Annotated in this window: 5 protein-coding genes and 3 pseudogenes; 6 read left to right on the top strand and 2 right to left on the bottom strand. The window is 73.0% G+C overall.

Translation table 11 applies throughout. The features are described 5' to 3' along the window. Positions 1 to 45: 45 nt before the first annotated feature. The 6 genes and pseudogenes from OG299_RS41085 to OG299_RS41060 form a co-directional block, all read left to right on the top strand. Positions 46 to 1,251 carry a cytochrome P450 gene (locus OG299_RS41085; protein WP_327364793.1) on the top strand — a complete coding sequence of 402 codons (1,206 nt, stop codon included), beginning with the start codon at positions 46 to 48 and terminating at the stop codon, positions 1,249 to 1,251. A 35-nt stretch (positions 1,252 to 1,286) separates the two neighbouring features. After that, on the top strand, positions 1,287 to 2,306 hold the full coding sequence (locus OG299_RS41080; RefSeq protein ID WP_327364792.1) for a 3-oxoacyl-ACP synthase III family protein: 1,020 nt from the start codon (positions 1,287 to 1,289) through the stop codon (positions 2,304 to 2,306). A 104-nt stretch (positions 2,307 to 2,410) separates the two neighbouring features. Continuing rightward, positions 2,411 to 3,919: an MFS transporter gene (locus OG299_RS41075; protein WP_327364791.1), complete on the top strand. Its 1,509-nt coding sequence runs from the start codon at positions 2,411 to 2,413 to the stop codon at positions 3,917 to 3,919. Between the two features lie 94 nt (positions 3,920 to 4,013). Beyond that, positions 4,014 to 4,196, top strand: coding sequence for a DUF5302 domain-containing protein (locus tag OG299_RS41070; protein WP_327364790.1), 183 nt, complete (start codon positions 4,014 to 4,016; stop codon positions 4,194 to 4,196). Between the two features lie 76 nt (positions 4,197 to 4,272). Then, a pseudogene (locus tag OG299_RS41065) lies at positions 4,273 to 4,713 on the top strand (IS110 family transposase); the annotation flags it as partial. Positions 4,714 to 5,312: 599 nt separating this feature from the next. Then, positions 5,313 to 5,597 (top strand): annotated as a pseudogene (locus OG299_RS41060) (NF041680 family putative transposase); the annotation flags it as partial. A gap of 126 nt (positions 5,598 to 5,723) precedes the next feature. Here the strand turns inward: OG299_RS41060 and OG299_RS41055 are convergent. Continuing rightward, positions 5,724 to 5,912 (bottom strand): acyl-CoA carboxylase subunit epsilon, encoded by a 189-nt coding sequence (locus OG299_RS41055; RefSeq protein ID WP_327364789.1) that lies wholly within the window; start codon positions 5,910 to 5,912, stop codon positions 5,724 to 5,726. A 542-nt stretch (positions 5,913 to 6,454) separates the two neighbouring features. Beyond that, positions 6,455 to 18,253, bottom strand: a pseudogene (locus tag OG299_RS41050) (SDR family NAD(P)-dependent oxidoreductase); the annotation flags it as partial. Positions 18,254 to 18,255: the final 2 nt, after the last annotated feature.

Raw genomic sequence — 18,255 nt, 5'->3', positions numbered from 1 at the left:
CGAAGCTGGAGAGGCCTCCGAGATGCCAGAGAGATGGAGTAGGACGTGCCCAACACCCTGTGCCAGCCGGTCAAGCTGCCCACGGAGCGGCCGTCAGCCCTCGACCCACCCCTCGAACTGAGAGTGTTCCGGGACCGGGAGCCCGTCACCCCGATGCTGTTCCCGGACGGGCACAGGGGCTGGCTGGTCACCAGCCACTCCCTGGTGCGGTCCGTCCTCGCCGACCAGCGGTTCAGCGCACGGCAGGAACTGCACCATCACGCCGCCTTCGACCATCCGTTCGGCACGGAGAGGATCACACCCGCGGAGCCCGGCCAGTTCATCGGTATGGACGCACCGGAGCACACCCGCTACCGCAAGCCCCTCACCAAGCACTTCACGGCGCGACGGATCAGGGAACTGGCGCCCCGGATCGAGGAGATCGTCGAGCAGCGGCTGGACGCGCTGGAGGCCGCGGGGCGCGGAGCCGACCTCGTCGCCGAGTTCGCCATCCCGATCCCGACCCTGCTGATCTGCGAGATCCTCGGCGTGCCGTACGCCGAGCAGGACATGTTCCGTCACGACGTGGCCACCTTCTTCAGGCTGGACTCCACGCAGGAGGAGACCCACGGCGCGTACGCTGACATGGTCGCCTACCTCGGCGGGCTCGTGCCGCGCAAACGCGCGGAGCCCGGGGCGGACCTGATCAGCAGCCTGATCGAAGGGGGCGAGCTTTCCGACCAGGAGATCGCGACCGTGGCGCTGGTCGTACTGATCGCCGGCCACGAGACCACGGCGAGCATGCTCGGACTCGGCGTCTACACCCTGCTGAGCCATCCGGACCAGTGGGCCGGGCTGAGGGCCGACCCGGACCTCCTCGACGGCGCCGTCGAGGAACTGCTGCGGTACCTCCCGCTCTTCCGGGCGGGGCTGATGCGGACCGCGCTGACCGACGTGGACCTCGGCGGCCACCGGATCGCGGCCGGTGAGTGCCTCGTGCTCTCCCTGTCGGCCGCGAACCGCGATCCGCGGCGCTTCGACGCGGACCCGGAGCGGTTCGACACCGCGCGGAGGCCGGGCGGCCAACTGTCGTTCGGGCACGGTGTGCACCAGTGCCTCGGACACCATCTCGCACGGGTCGAGCTGCGGATCGCGTACGCCGGCCTGCTGCGCCGGTTCCCTCGCCTGCGGATGGCGGTTCCGGCCGAGGAGATACCCCTGTGCACCGACATGGCCATCTACGGCGTACACCGGCTGCCGGTCACCTGGTAGCCACGGCCCGGAGGGGCCCCAGACAAGGAGATCACATGAGTTTCGGCCTGATGTCACTCGGCTACGAACTCGGCGACGAGGTGCCGGTGCTGGACGTCGCCGCCGAGTACACCGAGGACATCGAGCGGGTCCGCACCTACGCGAGCCGCTACATGCACCGGTGCCCCGAAGGGGTTGGCCTGACGGACCTGTCGTACCAGGCCGTACGGAAGGCGCTGGACGCCGCCGGCACGGACGCCGGCGACATCGACCTGCTGGTCCTCGCGGTCACCGACATCACCGAGTACCTGTACTGGGACGCGGCGGCGAGCCTCCTGCACCGGCTCGGCGCCGACGGCGCGGAGGCGGTCCTGCTGACCCAGGCGTGCTCGTCGGGCGTCGCCGCGTTCGACCTGGTGGCCGGGAAGTTCGCCACCCATCCCGAGTACCGGACGGCCGTGGTGGTCGCGGCCAGCCGCGTCGCCGAGCCCTACTGGAACCGGCTGGAGACGGGGGCGGGCTGCTTCTCGGACGGTGCCGTCGCGGCGGTCGCCCGCCGCGGTCACGACCGGCTGCGCTGGCGCGCGAGCGACATCACCACGGACGGCACCTACGTCGACTTCTTCCGCCTCGACGTGGGAGGCGCGGCGGCCCCCTTCGGCACGCCCGGCGCGGCGGGCAGCGCACCGAGGGTACGGGGCATCGCCGAGGTGAAGGAGTACTTCGGCGACGACCACGAGAAGATCTCCGCGTTCGGCACCCACGCCCGCAACCAGTACCGGCTCGTCGTGGAACGCGCCTGCAAGCGCGCCGGTGTCGATTTCACCGACCTGGCCCGGCTCAACCTGCCCTTCGACAACCAGCCGGCCATGGCGGGACTCGTCGCGGCCCTGGACTTCCCCGCGGAGCGCACCAACCTGTCGCTCGCCGAGGACTACGGGCACCTCGGTGCCGCCGACCCCCTGTTCGCCCTCGCCCGGGACGTCGAGCAAGACGTCCTCCGGCAGGGCGACCACGTCGCCCTGGCCGCCGTCGGACGCGGCATGAGCTGGGCGAGCGCCGTCTTCGAGGTGTGAACCCGGCCTGCCGCCGCCCCCCGGGCGACGGCAGGGCGGCAGCGCCGCGCGGCAGGTCCGGCGGGACGGCCCCACCCCCCACCCTTCTCCCAGGAGCTGATCACGTGACAGACACAGCACAGTCCGGACGCGCGCGATGGGTCGCCCTGGGCGTACTTGGCACCGCCTCCTTCCTCGACGGCCTCGACGCCAACATCGTCACCGTCGCCCTGCCCAGCATCCAGCGGGACATGGAGATCGGCTTCGCCTCCGCTCAGTGGACCATGGCCGGCTACGCCCTCGCCTTCGCCATGTTCCTGATCACCGGCGGGCGACTCGGTGACATCTTCGGGGCCAAGCGGGTCTTCATGACCGGTGTCGCCCTGTTCACCGTGGCGTCCGCCCTGAGCGGTCTGGCCGTCTCCCCGGGCATGCTGGTCGCCGGCCGCTTCATGCAGGGGTTCATGGCCGCCCTCATGCTTCCCCAGGTCATGGCCGTCATCGTCCGGACCTTCGACCGCAAGGAGTGGGCCCTGGCCGCCGGTCTGGTGGGCGGTCTGCTCAGCCTCGGCAGCATCGGGGGACCGCTGCTGGGCGGTCTGCTCACCGACCTCGACCTGATGGGCCTCGGCTGGCGTACGGTGTTCTTCGTCAACGTCCCGATCGGGATTCTCGCGCTGATCCTCGGAGCCCGGTCGCTGCCCTCCTTCCGCGCCGACGAGCGCCCGCAGCTCGACATGCCCGGCGTGGTCCTGCTGACCGCGGCCTCCCTGGGCGTGATGTTCCCGCTCGTCCAGGGCCGCGAACAGGGCTGGCCCGCCTGGATGTTCGTGCTGATGGCCGCCTCGGTGCCACTGTTCCTCGCGTTCGTGGTCCACGAGCGCAGGAGGCAGGCGAAGAACGGATCCGCTCTCGTGGACCCGGCCCTGTTCCGCCACCGCTCCTTCTCCGCCGGCCTGGTCGTGACCCTGCTCGCGTTCACCGGCATCAGCTCGTTCTCCTTCGTGCTCACCTACCACCTCCAGTTCGGTCTGGGCTGGTCGGTGGGCGACACGGCACTCGCCATCGCGGCGTGGCCGCTGGGCATCGTCGCCACGTTCCAGCTCGGCTGGCGCTTCGGGGCCACCCGGGGACGCCTGTTCGTGGCGGCGGGCGCCCTCATCATGGCGCTGAGCTCCCTGGCCGCGATCGGCGTCGTGCACACCCAGGGCGCCGCACTGACCATGCCGTACGTGGCCGGCGCGGCCTTCCTCATGGGCCTGGGCATGGGGTTGAGCACGCCCATCCTCGCCACGGCCGTGCTCGGTGACCTGCCCCCCAAGGACGCGGGCGCCGGATCCGGCGTGGTCAACGCCGCCACACAGTTCGGTGCCGCGATCGGCATCGCGGTCGTCGGGGCCGTCCTCTTCGGGCTTGTGGGCCCGGACACCGCGGGGACGGCCGCGGCGCGAGCCGCCGACTTCAGCTCCGCCGTCTCCGTCACCCTCTGGTACAACGTCGCCGCCTTCCTGCTGACCGCCGCCCTCGCCCCGCTGCTGCCCCGCAGCAAGCCGGCGGACACGGAGGCCGGGCCCGCCGGGAAGGCCGAGCGGACGGACCTCACCGCCCGCGGTCTCGTGCCCGACCCGGCATAGGCCGAATTCCTTTCCCCCAACAAAAGGATGGCTCGCCAGTCCCGGACGTCCCTGTCAGGCTGGCCGTGCTGCACATCGCGTCCAGGAGGTACGTATGACCGATACGCCGCAGAGCAATGTCGAGGAGAACGACGCCCGCCGGAAATTCCGTGATGCCCTCGAGCGCAAGGGCAACGCCAGCCGGGCGCGGCAGGCGCACGAGGACGGCCGTCTGAGCGTCAAGGGCATGAGCGGCCCGGCCGGGCAGAAGCGGTACTTCCGGCGCAAGACCGGGTGACACGCGGCTTTCCCGCCGCGCAGACGGAAAAGGCTGCCGCGGACCTCCCCAGGAGGACCGCGGCAGCCTTTTCCGTATCTACTGCGGTGTCGACTGGGCTGAGAAGACGCACGACGTCGCCCTGGTCGACGACACTGGCCAGCTGCCGGCCAAGCGGCACATCACGGACGACGCCGGCGGATACAAGCTCTTGCTGGAACTGCTTGCTGAGTACGGCGACACCGACGAAGATCCGATCCCGATTGCGATCGAGACGTCCCGCGGCCTGCTCGTCGCCGTCCTGCGGACGGGCAATCGACGGATCTTCGCCATCAACCCGATGGCCGCCGCCCGATACCGTGACCGGCACGCAGTCTCCCGCAAGAAGTCCGACCCCGGTGACGCCTTGGTCCTGGCGAACATCCTCCGGACCGACATGCACGCCCACCGGCCGCTGCCGAGAGACAGCGACCTGGCCCGCGCCATCGCCGTTCTCGCGCGCGCTCAGCAGGACGCGACCTGGAAAACCGAACGGCTCACCGGGAGCCAAAGCCCACTACCGCCGCCGCCGCGACGAACACGGAGACTGGCACGCGGCCGCCCTGCGACACCTCTTCAACCGCATGATCGGCCAGCTCTACCACTGCCTGCAGCAGCACAAGCTGTTCGACGAACAGATGGCGTTCCCAGCACCACCTGAGCTCGCAGTCAGCGCGGCTTGACCGGTAGCAGCTCGCTCATCCAGCCTGGCAGCTCAGGGTCCTCACGCCAGGACGCGGCGGTCGAGATCAGGGCCGCCCATGACGCATCCGCGACGGGCCCGGGGCGACCCGCCGCGAGCTCGGCATGCAAACGACGGCACAGGTGAGACGTGACCTCGTACAAGGCTCCGTTGACCTCCGCAACACGCGCCAGATCGGACCCTGGGGCGTGGGGCGGCGCTCCGTCGAGGCGGATGGTCGGAGCCGCGGCAGCATATGTCCGTCCATGGATGAAGTCCCGCACAGTGGCTACCTGGGACCACGTCGGCAAGGGGTGCTGGGGAGAGTCCGACTCGCTCACGCCGCGAGGCTACCCCGAGGCCATTGTTCGAGGACGCGGTCCGACTGATTTGACGGCGGAGGAACGTGAGGTGTCTGGCTGGTCATCGCCGCCCACACCCAACTCCGCCTCCCCCGCAAGACCGCCCCCGATCTCCGCCACCCCTGGGAACGGCCCGTCTCCCACGGTCGGCTGACCCCGGCCCGCGTCCGCCAGGGATTCAGGAACCTCCGCCCGAACCCGGCCTGCCCGGCCCAGACACCGAAACCATCCCGGCCAGGACCTGGCCGCCCTCCCGGCCCCAAGAACCGACACCCTGCCAACCGCCACGACGTCGGCAAGACCGTCAAACGGCCCGAGAGCATCAAAGAACGCACACGGGCCGGGAGACCAACCACAAACGAAAAAGCGGCTCCCGGAGTGACGGCGGTCGATAAAACAGGAACGCAGAGTGGTGCCGCGTAGCGGTGCCTGCCGGAATCACCGGCGTTCACCCTGGTGAACATCTCAAGAGGCCCAGGCGCCCGGCGCGCGGAACGGCTGAAAGGACAGGGACGGCAGCTTGCGGGCCCGCGCGGTGACGGGTGCAGGCCGCTGGGCCTCGTGGCGCTTGCCCAGGCGGGCCGTGAGGAGGACGGCGAGCGCGGCGATCTCCTCGGCGGTGGGGTTGCCCCTGGAAATACGGACCGAGGCCATGGCGAGGGTCAGCGAGGTGCCTCGACGGCAGCCGCGCCCATGCGGTCCGCGCCGGCCTCGCCCGCCACTCCGCGCGTTCGCTCCGCCCGGCCCGCGTCCGCGGGCGGGGCGGCCGGGGTGCTCCCACGCGGGGGTGACACGCACCGCAGCAGCGGTCAGCAGCGGACGTTCAGTCGATATTGAGGGATTGCCAAAAAGGCCGTCGTGGCCCATTCCAGAAGAATGGGCTACGGCGGCCTTCGGGGGATGAATCGAGTCGGATCAGCCGGTCTTCCTGCGGAAATACCGCTTCCGGCCAGCCAAACCGCTCATTTCCTTCACCTTCATGCGACCCTCTTCGGCGAGCGCCACCCACCGGCGCCGGGACCCGGCCGTGGGGGGCGCGGCCGTGGCGTCGGCCACGGGCTCCGGCGAGGAGGACGATGACACATGATCAACTCCTGGGAACGGGGGTCATGGGGGATTTTCAGAGGGGTCGTCGGTCGGGTTCGCGGCAGGGACCGCGGTGGGGGAGGGACCCGGGGGCCGCCGGGCCCTGGGGGTCAGATGCCGCCGAGTACGGCGTCCAGGGCCGCGTCCATCTCGTCGTCGGTCAGTTCCTGGGCGGTCTGCAAGGCGTCGGCCGGGGCCTCGGCCTTGGCGGCGGCGGGTGCGGCGAGTTCCAGCAGCCGGTCCAGCAGGCCGCTCTGGCGCAGCCGTTCGACGCCGATCCGGGTCACGGCCCACTGGGCGGCCCGGGCCGGGTCCTGCGGCGGGGTGTCGGCGGCGGCCTGCGGTGCGCCGTCGAAGGAGAGCCTGCCGAGCAGGTACCCGGCGATGGCGCGTGGCGTGGGGTAGTCGAAGGCGAGCGTGCCGGGCACGGCCACCTGCGTGTACTTGGTGATGCGGTTGCCCAGTTCGACGGCCATCAGGGAGTCCCAGCCCAGTTCGCGCATCGGCTTGTCGAGCGGGACTCCGCCGGACAGGCCGAGGACCGCGGTGACCTCCTGCTGGACGAACTTGCTCAGCTCCGTCTCGCGTTCCGCGGTGGACAGGCCGGCCAGTCGCTCCCGGAAGGCGGAGCCGGCCGCGGCGGACTCCTTGGCCTTCCTGGGCTGCGTACGGACCAGGGCCCGCAGCAGCGCGGGGGCGAAGTCGCCGCCGAGCCGCGTGGTGTCGAGCTTGAGCGGCACCAGGTGCGGTTCGGGGCGGGCCAGGGCGGTGTCGAACAGGGCGAGGCCCTCGGCCGCGGTCAGGGGCTGGGCGCCCTGGCGGCGCATCCGGGCGAGTTCCGCCTCGCCGAGCTGGGCGGTCAGGCCGGAGCCGCCCTGGGCCCACAGGCCCCAGGCGAGGCTGGTGGCGGGCAGGCCGCGGCGCAGGCGGTGGGTGGCGAGCGCGTCCAGGAAGGCGTTGGCGGCGCCGTAGTTGGACTGGCCCGGCGATCCGAGGGTGCCGGCGACCGAGGAGAACAGGACGAAGGCGGCCAGGTCCAGCTCGCGGGTCAGTTCGTGCAGGTGCCAGGCGCCGGCCAGCTTGGGGGCGAGGACCCGGGTGAACCGCTCGGGCGTCTGGTTGCGCACGACGCCGTCGTCGATGACCGCCGCCAGGTGCACCACGCCGGTCAGCGGGCGTTCCCGGGCGGCCTCGGCCAGCAGGGCGGCGACCGCGTCGCGGTCCGAGACGTCGCAGGCCACGATGCGCACGCTGGCCGCGCCGGTCTCTTCGAGGTCGGCCACGAGCTCGTCCGCCCCGGGCGCCGCCATGCCCTGCCGGGAGGTCAGGACGAGGTGGCGCACACCGTGTTCGGCTACGAGGTGCCCGGCCAGGTTGCGGCCGAGCTCGCCGGTGCCTCCGGTGAGCAGGACCACGCCCTGCGGGTCGAGCGCCCGGCCGACGGTGAGGACCAGCTTGCCGGTGTGGCGGCCCTGCGCCATGTAGCGGAAGGCCGCGGGGGCCTCCCGTACGTCGTACGCGAGGTACGGGAGCGGGGTGATGACCCGGTCGGTGAGCAGGGCGGACAGCTCGGTGAGCATCCGGTGCAGGTGGCGGGGGTCCAGCGACATCAGGTCGAAGGCGCTGTAGGCGACGCCGGGGTGGGCGGCGGCGACCTCGTCCGCGTCGCGGATGTCGGTCTTGCCCATCTCCAGGAAGCGCCCGCCGCGCGGCAGCAGGCGCAGCGAGGCGTCGGTGAACTCGCCGGCGAGGGAGTTCAGCACGGCGTCGAAGCCGGCTCCGCCGGTGGCCGTCAGCCACCGCTCCTCGAACGTGGTGTCGCGGGAGGAGGCGATGCGCTCGTCGGGCAGTCCGAGGGCGCGCAGCGCGTCCCACTTGCCGTGGCTGGCGGTGCCGTACACCTCGGCGCCCAGGTGGCGGGCGAGCTGGACGGCGGCCATGCCGACGCCGCCGGCCGCCGCGTGGACGAGGAGCTTCTCGCCCGGGAGCAGCGCCCCGAGGTCGGTGAGGGCGTAGTGGGCGGTGAGGAACGCGAGCGGGATCGTCGCGCCCTCTTCAAAGGTGAGGGTGTCGGGCAGTTTCGCCATCAGGTGGCCGTCGCCGCGCACTTCGGTGCCGAAGGCGCCGAGCGCGAGGCCCATGGCCCGGTCGCCCGGGCGCAGGTGGGTGACGGCGGATCCGGTCTCCAGGACCGTGCCCGCGAACTCCAGGCCCAGCTTGGGCGTGGCGACCATGCCGAGCGTGTTGAGGACGTCGCGGAAGTTCATGCCCGCGGCGCGGACCGCGACGCGGACCTCGTCGGGGCCGAGCGGGCCGCCGTCCGGGACGGGGACCAGCTCGAGGCTGTCGATGCTGCCCTTCTCCCGGATGTCGAGGTGCCAGGGGCCGGCCTCGGCGGGCGGGGTGAGGGCCGCGCCGCCCTGGGCCGCCCCGGTGCGCGTGCCGTGCGCGGTGCGCACGAGGCGGGGGGCGAGCAGGGTGGCGCCGCGCAGGGCCAGTTCGGGCTCGTCGGCGGCGGCGAGGGCGGCGGTGAGGGCCGCCGGGTCGGGGGCGGCGGTGTCCAGGTCGAGCAGGCGCAGGGTGCGGTCGGGGACCTCGCCGCGCACGGCCCGTACGAGGCCCCACAGGGGGGCGTGGGCGAGTGCGGCGGCGGTGTCCTCGGGGCGGGCCGCGACGGCGTCCCGGGTGATCCAGACCAGCTCGGCCGCCGCGTACTCCTCGGTGAGCAGGTGCTGTACGAGGTCCAGGGCGGCCAGGGTGGCGGCCTGGGCCCCCTCGGCGGTATCGCCCGTGACAGCGCCGGTGGCGTCGACGACGATACGGTCCGGGACCGGCGCGCCGGCGGGCAGCGGCTCGGGGCCGGCGGCCCAGGCGGCGCCGAGGGCTTCGGCGAGGGCTCCGGTGCCGCCGATCACCAGGGTGGTGGCCGGGGCGGCGCCGGCGGGCTCGGCGACCGGCTGGAACTCGACGCGGTAGAGGTGGTCGGCGTCGGAGGGCCGGGTGACCCGCAGCTGGTCGGCGGAGGCCCGGCGGACCTGGAGCACGCCCGACAGGACGGGTTCGCCGGAGGGGTCGGTGACCAGGACGGCGGCGCCGAATCCGGCGGCCGCGGCCTCGGGGTCCGCGCCGCCCGCCTCCGGGGCGACACGGACGCGCAGTTCGGTGCTGTCGGTGGCGTACAGGGTCACGTCGGTCCAGGCGAAGGGCAGCAGCACGGTGCCCTCGGGCTGCTCGCCGGGGGTGACGCCGGCCAGGACGTGCAGGGCGGCGTCGAGGAGGGCGGGGTGCACGCCGTGGCCCTCGATGGTCGGGCGCAGCGGCTCGGGCAGGACGACCCGGCCGTAGGCGGTGCCGTCGCGGCGGGAGAGTTCGGTCAGGCCGCGGAAGGCCGGGCCGTACTCGAGGCCGTCGCCGCCGAGCTGCTCGTGGAAGCCGTCGAGACCGATGGCCTCGGCTCCCGGAACCGGCCACGCGGCGAGGTCGGCGAGCCCGTCCGGAGCGTCCCGGGCGGGGTCGTCGGCAAGTTCGCCGGAGGCGTGCAGGGTCCAGGAGGACGGGTCGGCGGAGGTCTCCGGCTGGCTGTGGACGGCGATCTTGCGCCGGCCGTCCTCATCCGGGGTGTCCACCTTCACCTGGAGGCGCAGCGCCTCTCCGGCGGTGAGGACGAGCGGCTGGGCCAGGGTGAGTTCGGCGACCCGTGCGGAGCCGGCGGCCCGGGCAGCGGCCAGGGCGAGGTCGAGCAGGCCGGTGCCGGGCACGAGGACGCTGCCGAAGACGGCGTGGTCGGCGAGCCAGGGGTGGTCGGCGAGCGAGAGCCGGCCGGAGAGCAGCTGGCCCTCGCCGCCGGCGAGCGTGAGGACGGCGCCGAGCCAGGGGTGCCCGGCGGGTACGAGACCGGTGTCGCGGGCACCGCGCCCGGTGTTGCGGGCGGGCTCGAGCCAGTACCGCTCGCGCTGGAAGGCGTACGTGGGCAGCTCGGCGGCGAGGCCGGCGACCGGGGCGGCGTTCGGGCCGGCGTTCGGGCCGGTCCGGCCGGTGAACACCGCGTCCCAGAGCGGCTCCTGGCCGCTGACGTGGAGCGCGCCGAGGGCCTCGACGAGCACGCGGACCTCGTCCGGGGCCCGGTCGGCGTCCTTGGGGGCGCGCTGGGAGGCGACGAACGCGGCGGTGCCGGTGACACAGCCGGCGCCCATGGCGGCCAGGACGGCGGCGGGACCGCATTCGAGGTAGCGGCCGATGCCGTCCGCCTCGAGGGTCCGCACGGCGTCGAGGAAGCGCACGGCGTCGCGGACCTGGCGCACCCAGTACTCGGCGGAGCGCAGGCCTTCGCCGGGGGCGAGGTCCTGGCCCATGCGGGTCCCGGTCACCGTGGAGACGACGGGGATCTGCGGTGCGGCGAAGGCGACGTCCTCGGCGACGAGGCGGTACGCGTCGAGCATGGCCTCCATGTGCGGCGAGTGGAAGGCGTGCGAGACGGTCAGCCGGCGGGTGCGGCGGCCGAGTTCGGCGAACCTGGCGGTGGCGGCGGCGACGGCGTTCTCGTCACCGCTGACGACGGTCTGCACGGGGCCGTTGAGGCCGGCGACGCAGATGCGTCCGGCGACTCCCGCGAGGACCTCCAGGACCTCGGACTCCGAGGCCTCGACGGAGGCCATCGCGCCACCGCGCTCGCAGGCCTGCATCAGGCGGCCGCGGGCGGCCACCAGACGGGCCGCGTCGTCCAGGGTGAGGACTCCGGCGACGTGGGCGGCGGCGAGTTCGCCGATGGAGTGGCCCGCGACGGCGGCGGGCCGCACGCCCCAGGCCTCCCACTGGCGGAACAGCGCGGTCTCGACGGCGAACAGGGCGGGCTGGGCGTACTCGGTCTCGTGGACGAGTTCCGAGCCGCCGAGGACGAGCTCGGCCAGCGGCTGGTTCAGGTGCGGGTCGAGCGCGGCGCAGGCCGCGTCGAACGCCTCCCGGAAGGCCGGGAGGGCGGCGTACAGGGCGCGGCCCATGCCGGGCCGCTGGCTGCCCTGGCCGGTGAACAGCACCGCGAGGGGGCTGTCGACGGCCGTGCCTTCGGCCGCCCCGGCCGGGGTGCGGCCGTCGGCGAGGGTGCGCAGCGCGGCGACGGCTTCGGCGGTGGTGGTCACCGTGAGGGCGGCGCGGTGCTCGAAGTGCGTGCGGTGGCGGGCTGCCGTGTGCGCGAGGTCGGCCACCGGCACGTCGGGGCGGCCCTCGAGCCAGTCGGCCCAGCGGGCGGCCTGGGTGTGCAGGGCGCTCTCGTCGCGGCCGGAGAGGACGAGGGCGTACGGGACGGGGTACGGGGCGGCCGACGCGGGGGCCGGGGCCGGGGTCAGCACCTCGGTCTCCGTCTCGGCCGGGGCCGGGTCCGGGGCCGGGGGCTCCTCGAGGACGATGTGGGCGTTGGTGCCGCTGAGCCCGAAGGAGGAGACACCGGCGCGGCGGGTGCGCGCGCCCTCCCGCGCCCAGGGCCGGGCCTCGCGCAGGAGTTCCAGTCCGCTGCCGTCCCACTCGATGTGGGGGCTCGGCTCGTCGGCGTACAGGGTCTTGGGCAGGGTCTCGTGCTGGAGCGCGAGGACCATCTTCATGACGCCGGCGACGCCGGCGGCGGCCTGGGCGTGGCCGATGTTCGACTTGGAGGAGCCCAGGTAGAGCGGGCGGTCCCCGGCCCGTCGGGGGCCGAACACCTCGGCCAGCGCGCCGGCCTCGATGGGGTCGCCGAGCGGGGTGCCGGTGCCGTGGGCCTCGACCGCGTCGATGTCGGCGGGGGTGAGGCGGGCGGCCTCCAGGGCGTCGTGGATGACGCGCTGCTGCGCGGGGCCGTTGGGGGCGGTCAGGCCCTGGCTGCGCCCGTCCTGGTTGACGGCGGACCCGCTGATGACGGCGAGGACGCGGTCCCCGTCGCGTTCGGCGGCCGACAGCCGCTTCAGGACGAGGATGCCGACGCCGTCCGACCAGCCCGCGCCGTCGGCGAGGGCGGAGAAGGACTTGCAGCGGCCGTCGGGGGCCATGCCCTTGAGGCGGGAGAACTCCACGAAGAGCCGCGGTGTGCTCATGACGGTGACGCCGCCGACGAGGGCGAGTTCGCACTCGCCCTGGCGCAGGGCAGTGGCGGCGAGGTGGATGGAGACGAGGGAGGAGGAGCAGGCGGTGTCCACGGTGACGGCCGGGCCCTGCAGGCCCAGCGCGTACGAGACGCGGCCGGAGACGACGCTGGAGGCGTTGCCGGTGCTCACGTACCCGTCGAAGGCGTCGAGTTCGCGGCCCTGCTCGCCGTAGTCGGAGCTCATGGCGCCGAGGTAGACGCCGGTACGGCTCTCGCTGAGCGTCTCGGGGCGGATGCCGGCGCGCTCCAGCGCCTCCCAGGCGGTTTCGAGGACGAGGCGCTGCTGCGGATCCATGGAGAGCGCCTCGCGCTGCGAGATGCCGAAGAACGCGGCGTCGAAGTCGGCGGCGACGTCGATGAAGCCGCCCTCGCGGGCGTAGCTCTTGCCGACGGCCTCCGGGTCCGGGTCGTAGACGTCGAGGCTGTCCCAGCGCGGGGGCAGGCCGCTGATCGCGTCGCCGCCCGTGGCCAGGAGGTTCCAGTAGGCCTCGGGGGTGTCGATGCCGCCGGGCAGGCGGCAGGCCATCGACACCACCGCGATCGGATCGTCGGCCGCCGGGGCGGCAGCGGTGTGGGAGGCGCTCTTGCGGTGCTTCGGCTTCGCCTTCTCGGTGAGCGCCAGCTTGCCGAGGAGGAGTCCGGCGATGGCGGTGGGCGTGGGGTAGTCGAAGGCGAGGGTGGAGGGCAGGGCGACCCCGGTCTCGGACGAGAGCCGGCGGCGCAGCTCGACCGCCATGAGGGAGTCGATGCCGAGTTCCTTCAGGACCTGCTGGGCCCCGATGCCCTCGGCGGAGGAGATGCCGAGCACTTCGGCCGCCTCGCGCTGCACCAGCCGGACCAGGGCCGGCAGCCGCTCGGCCTCGGGCAGTGCAGCGAGCTGGTCGCGCAGACCGGAGAGCGCCGTGCCCGCCTCGCCCACGCGCTTCTTCGGGGCGCGGACGAGGGCGCGCAGCAGGGCGGGCACCTCGTCGGGGCTCCGCTGCAGGGTGACCAGGTCGAGCTTGACCGGGACGAGGTGGGGGCTCGCGGAGCCGAGGGCGTCATCGAGGGCGGTGAGGCCCTGCTGCTTGGTGAGCGCGGCGATGCCCATGCGGCGCATGCGGGCGAGTTCGGCCTGGCCGAGGGTGGCGGTCAGACCGTGGCCGGCCTGCTGCCACAAGCCCCACGACACGCTCGTCGCGGGCAGACCCGAGCCACGCCGGTGCGCAGCCAGCGCATCCAGGAAGGTGTTCGCCGCAGCGTAATTGCTCTGCCCGGCGCCGCCCAGAACACCGGCGGCGGAGGAGAACAGGACGAAGGCGGCTAGGTCCAGGGTCTGGGTCAGCTCGTGCAGGTGCCAGGCCGCCTCGGCCTTCGGACCCCAGACACGGGCCAGACGCTCGGCATCCTGGGACACCAGCAGACCATCGTCCAGGACCGCGGCCAGGTGGAAGACGCCCGTCCACGGACGGCCTCCGGTGTCCGCGAGCAGCGCCGCCGTCTGCGTACGGTCGGAGACGTCCGCCGCGACGATCCGCACGCTCTGCGCACCCGCCGCCTCCAGCTCGGACGCCAGCTCGGCCGCGCCGGGGGCGTCCGGGCCACGGCGGGACGTCAGCACCAGGTGACGCACACCGTGTACGGCGACCAGGTGACGGGCCACCGACCGGCCCAGCTCACCCGTACCGCCCGTGACCAGGACGGATCCCTCGGGGTTCAGCTGCGGGGCGTCGGAGGCCTTGGCCGCGCGGACGAGGCGGGCCGTACGGATCTCCCCGTCGCGGAGGGCGATCTCGGGCTCTTCGGTGAGGGTGAGGGCCTGGGCGAGCGCGGTGTCGTCGCCCGGGCCGTCGACGCCGAGGTCGATGAGGCGGACCACCCGGTCGGCGTGCTCGGCGCGCGCCGCCCGGACCAGGCCCCACAGGGGGGCGTGGGCGATGTCGGTGACACCGTCGCCCGCGTCGACGGCCGAGCGGGTCAGCCAGACGAGCTCGGTCTGTTCGATGCCGGGTGCGGCCAGCAGCCCCTGGATCAGCTCCAGCGCTGCGGTGGCCTCGTCGAGGGCCGGTGCCGCGGCGGGCCGGGTCGCATCGACGAGGATGCGGGCCGGAGCGTCGGCCGCTGCGGAGAGGTGGGTGAGGAGCGCGTCGAGGTCCGGGAACACCTGGGCGCCGAGAGCGGCGGCCAGGACCGTGTCACCCGCGAGTGCCCACGTCTCCCCGGCCGGCTCGGCGTCGCCGCCCGGTGTCCGGGTGGGGCGGAACTCGACCTGGTAGAGGTGCTCGGCGCGCTCGCCCGCCCGGATCTGCTCGGCGCTCGCCTCGCGGATGGCGAGACCGCGCGCCCGTACGACGGGGTGGCCGGTGCCGTCGGCAACGGTGAGGGTGAGGTGCTCGTCGGTGCCCGACGCGACGTCGATGCGTACGCGGAGCTCGGTGGCACCCGCGGCGAGGAGTTCGACACCGGTCCACTCGAACGGCATGAAGACGCGCTGCCGGGCTTCTTCGTCGCGTACGCCCATGAGGGTGTGCAGGGCGGCGTCGAGGAGGGCGGGGTGAACACCGAAGTCGTCGGTCTTGAGACCTTCGGGGAGGCGGACCAGACCGTACGCGGTGTCGCCGTCACGCCAGAGCTCGGTCAGGCCCTGGAAAGCCGGACCGTAATCCAGACCACGCGCCCGGAAACCCTCATAGAAACCATCGAGATCGATGCGCTCGGCACCCGGGACCGGCCACTGCGCCAGGGCGGCGAACGGGTCGTCGTCAGCCGTCGATGCGTCGGCGGTCTCCGTCAGCTCACCGGTGGCATGGCGCCGCCAGTCGGCGTCGCTTCCTTCCGGCCGGCTGTAGACGTTGACCGGACGACGGCCCGCGCCGTCCGGGGCACCCACCGCGACCTGGAGGCGAAGAACAGAGTCCTCGGAGAGCGTCAACGGCTCCAGGAGCGTGAGTTCCTCGACCGACTCGGCACCGACGTGATGCGCGGCCGTGAGCGCCAGCTCCAGCAGACCCGTACCGGGAACGAGGACGGTACCGAAGGCGGCGTGCCCGGCCAGCCAGGAGTGTTCGGTGAGGGAGATCCGGCCGGTGAACAGGTACCCCTCGCCGTCGGCGAGCGCGGTGACGGCACCGAGCCACGGGTGCTCGGACACGTCGAGCCCGACTCCGCGGACATCGCCCGAGGACTTCGGGGTGTCCATCCAGAAGTGCTCGCGCTGGAAGGCGTACGAGGGCAGCGGCACGAGGTGTCCGGCGCCGAGGACGCGGTCCCAGTCGAGGTCGTGGCCCTGGACGTGGAGCAGACCGAGGTTGCGCAGGAGCTGGGACGGCTCGCCGTGCTCACGGGCCAGGGACCCGACCACGATGCCGCCGTGGTCGGCGCTGCCGTCGGTCAGCGGCATGGAGAGGACGGGGTGGGCGGAGATTTCGACGAAGACACCGTGACCGTCATCGAGGAGCCGGTTCAGGGCACGGTCGAAACGGACCGGCTCACGCAGGTTGCGGCACCAGTACGCACCGTCCAGCTCCGTGCCCTCCGCGACCTGACCGGTCACCGTCGAGTAGAACGCGATGTCCGCGGACTGCGGAACGATCCCCTCGAAGCCTGACCCGAGAGCGGGCAGCAGGGGGTCCATCTGGGCGTTGTGGGACGCGTAATCCACATTGATCTTGCGGGCATAGATGTTCTGCTCGGACAGCTCCGCGACGATCTTCACGATCGCCTCGGCCTGACCCGAGATGACGGTGGAGCCGGCCGTGTTGACCGCCGCGACCGACAGGGCGTCGCCGTACGGGGCCACGAACCCTTCGACCTCGCCGACCGGACGCTCGATCAGCGCCATACCGCCCTGGCCCGCGCAGGCGAGGACCGCCTGGGAACGCTGCGCCACGATCTGAGAACCCTGCTCCAAAGTGAGAGCACCGCTCACCACCGCGGCAACCACCTCACCCTGCGAGTGACCGACCACGGCCGAAGGCTCGACCCCGAGCGAACGCCACACCGCGGAGAGACCCACACCCATCGCGAACAGCGCGGGCTGGACCACGTCCACCCGCTCGAACGGCGGGTGATCACCCTCCTCACCCGCCAACACCTCACGCACCGACCAGCCCGTGAACGGACGCAGCGCCACATCACACGCATCAATGGTCTGACGGAACGTCTCGTTCTCCGCAAGGAGCGCGCGGCCCATGCCGACCCACTGCGAACCCTGGCCGGGATACACGAACACGACCTTGCCGCGCTCCAGCGCAGCCCCGGTCACGACCGCATCGTGCGAGCGGCCGTCAGACAGCGCACGCAGCGCGTCCACCAGACCCGCCGAGTCCGCAGCAACGACACTTGCCCGCGACTCGAAGTGCGAACGGTGCCGGGCAGCCGTCACCGCCACATCCGCCACCGGAACCTCGGAACGGCCCCCGAGCCAGTCCGCCCAACGACCGGCCTGCTCACGCAGCGCCGCCTCGTCACGGCCCGAGACCACCACCGGAACCGGCAGCGGCCGTACCTCGTCGGCGACCGGCTGCGCGGTGGCGGCAGGCGCCTCCTCAAGGACGACGTGCGCGTTCGTACCGCTCAGGCCGAACGAGGAGATGCCCGCGCGGCGCGTGCGCTCCGCGCCCCGCTCCCACGGCCGCGCCTCGTTCAGGAGCTGGAGCCCGCTGCCGTCCCACTCGATGTGCGGGCTCGGCTCGTCGGCGTGCAGGGTCTTCGGGAGCACCCCGTGCTCCAGCGCGAGGACCATCTTGATCACGCCGATGACACCGGCGGCCGCCTGCGCGTGCCCGATGTTCGACTTCGAGGAGCCGAGGTAGACGGGGTTCTTGTCGTTGCGGTGGGGCCCGAAGACCTCGGCGAGCGCACCAGCTTCGATGGGGTCGCCCAGCGGGGTGCCCGTGCCGTGCGCCTCGACGGCGTCGACGTCCGCCGGGGTCAGGCGGGCGGCCTCCAGCGCGTCCTGGATCACCCGCTGCTGCGACGGCCCGTTCGGGGCCGTCAGACCCTGGCTGCGACCGTCCTGGTTGACCGCCGAACCACGGATCACGGCCAGGACCGGGTCACCGTCACGCTGCGCGGCCGACAGCCGCTTCAGCACGATCACGCCCGCGCCCTCGGCCCAGCCCGCACCGTCGGCCTGCGCCGAGAACGACTTGCAGCGACCGTCCGCCGCCATGCCCTTCAGACGGGAGAACTCCACGAACAGGGCCGGGGTGCTCATCACCGTCACACCGCCGGCGAGGGCGAGTTCGCACTCGCCCTGCCGCAGTGCCTGCACCGCGAGGTGGATCGAGACGAGGGACGAGGAGCAGGCGGTGTCCACGGTCACCGCCGGGCCCTGCAGGCCCAGGGTGTAGGAGACGCGGCCCGAGACGACGCTGCTCGCGTTGCCGGTGCTGACGTACCCGTCGAGGGCGTTGAGGTCGTGGCCCTGCTGGTTGCCGTAGTCAGAGCTCATGGTGCCGAGGTAGACGCCCGTACGGCTCTCGGCCAGCGTGTCCGGGCGGATGCCGGCGCGCTCCAGCGCCTCCCAGGAGGCTTCGAGGACGAGGCGCTGCTGCGGGTCCATCGAGAGCGCCTCGCGCGGCGAGATCCCGAAGAAGCCGGAGTCGAAGCCCTCGGCTCCCTCGATGAAGCCGCCTTCGCGGGCGTAGCTCTTGCCGACGGCCTCCGGGTCCGGGTCGTAGACGCCCAGGCTGTCCCAGCGCGACGGCAGGCCGCCGACGGCGTCGCCGCCCGAGGCCAGCAGCTCCCAGAAGCCCTCCGGGGTGTCGATGCCGCCGGGCAGGCGGCAGGCCATGGACACGACCGCGATCGGCTCCG

Source organism: Streptomyces sp. NBC_01296, from assembly GCF_035984415.1.
GTDB lineage: Bacteria > Actinomycetota > Actinomycetes > Streptomycetales > Streptomycetaceae > Streptomyces.
The sequence above is the reverse complement of the archived record's forward strand: the minus strand, read 5'-3'. Positions and strand labels throughout refer to the sequence as shown.

Bases quoted from the DNA above. Each gene is read 5' to 3' on its own strand.
- OG299_RS41055 (WP_327364789.1), bottom strand. From the start codon at position 5,912: ATGGCCTCGGTCCGTATTTCCAGGGGCAACCCCACCGCCGAGGAGATC.
- OG299_RS41080 (WP_327364792.1), top strand. From the start codon at position 1,287: ATGAGTTTCGGCCTGATGTCACTCGGCTACGAACTCGGCGACGAGGTG.
- OG299_RS41070 (WP_327364790.1), top strand. From the start codon at position 4,014: ATGACCGATACGCCGCAGAGCAATGTCGAGGAGAACGACGCCCGCCGG.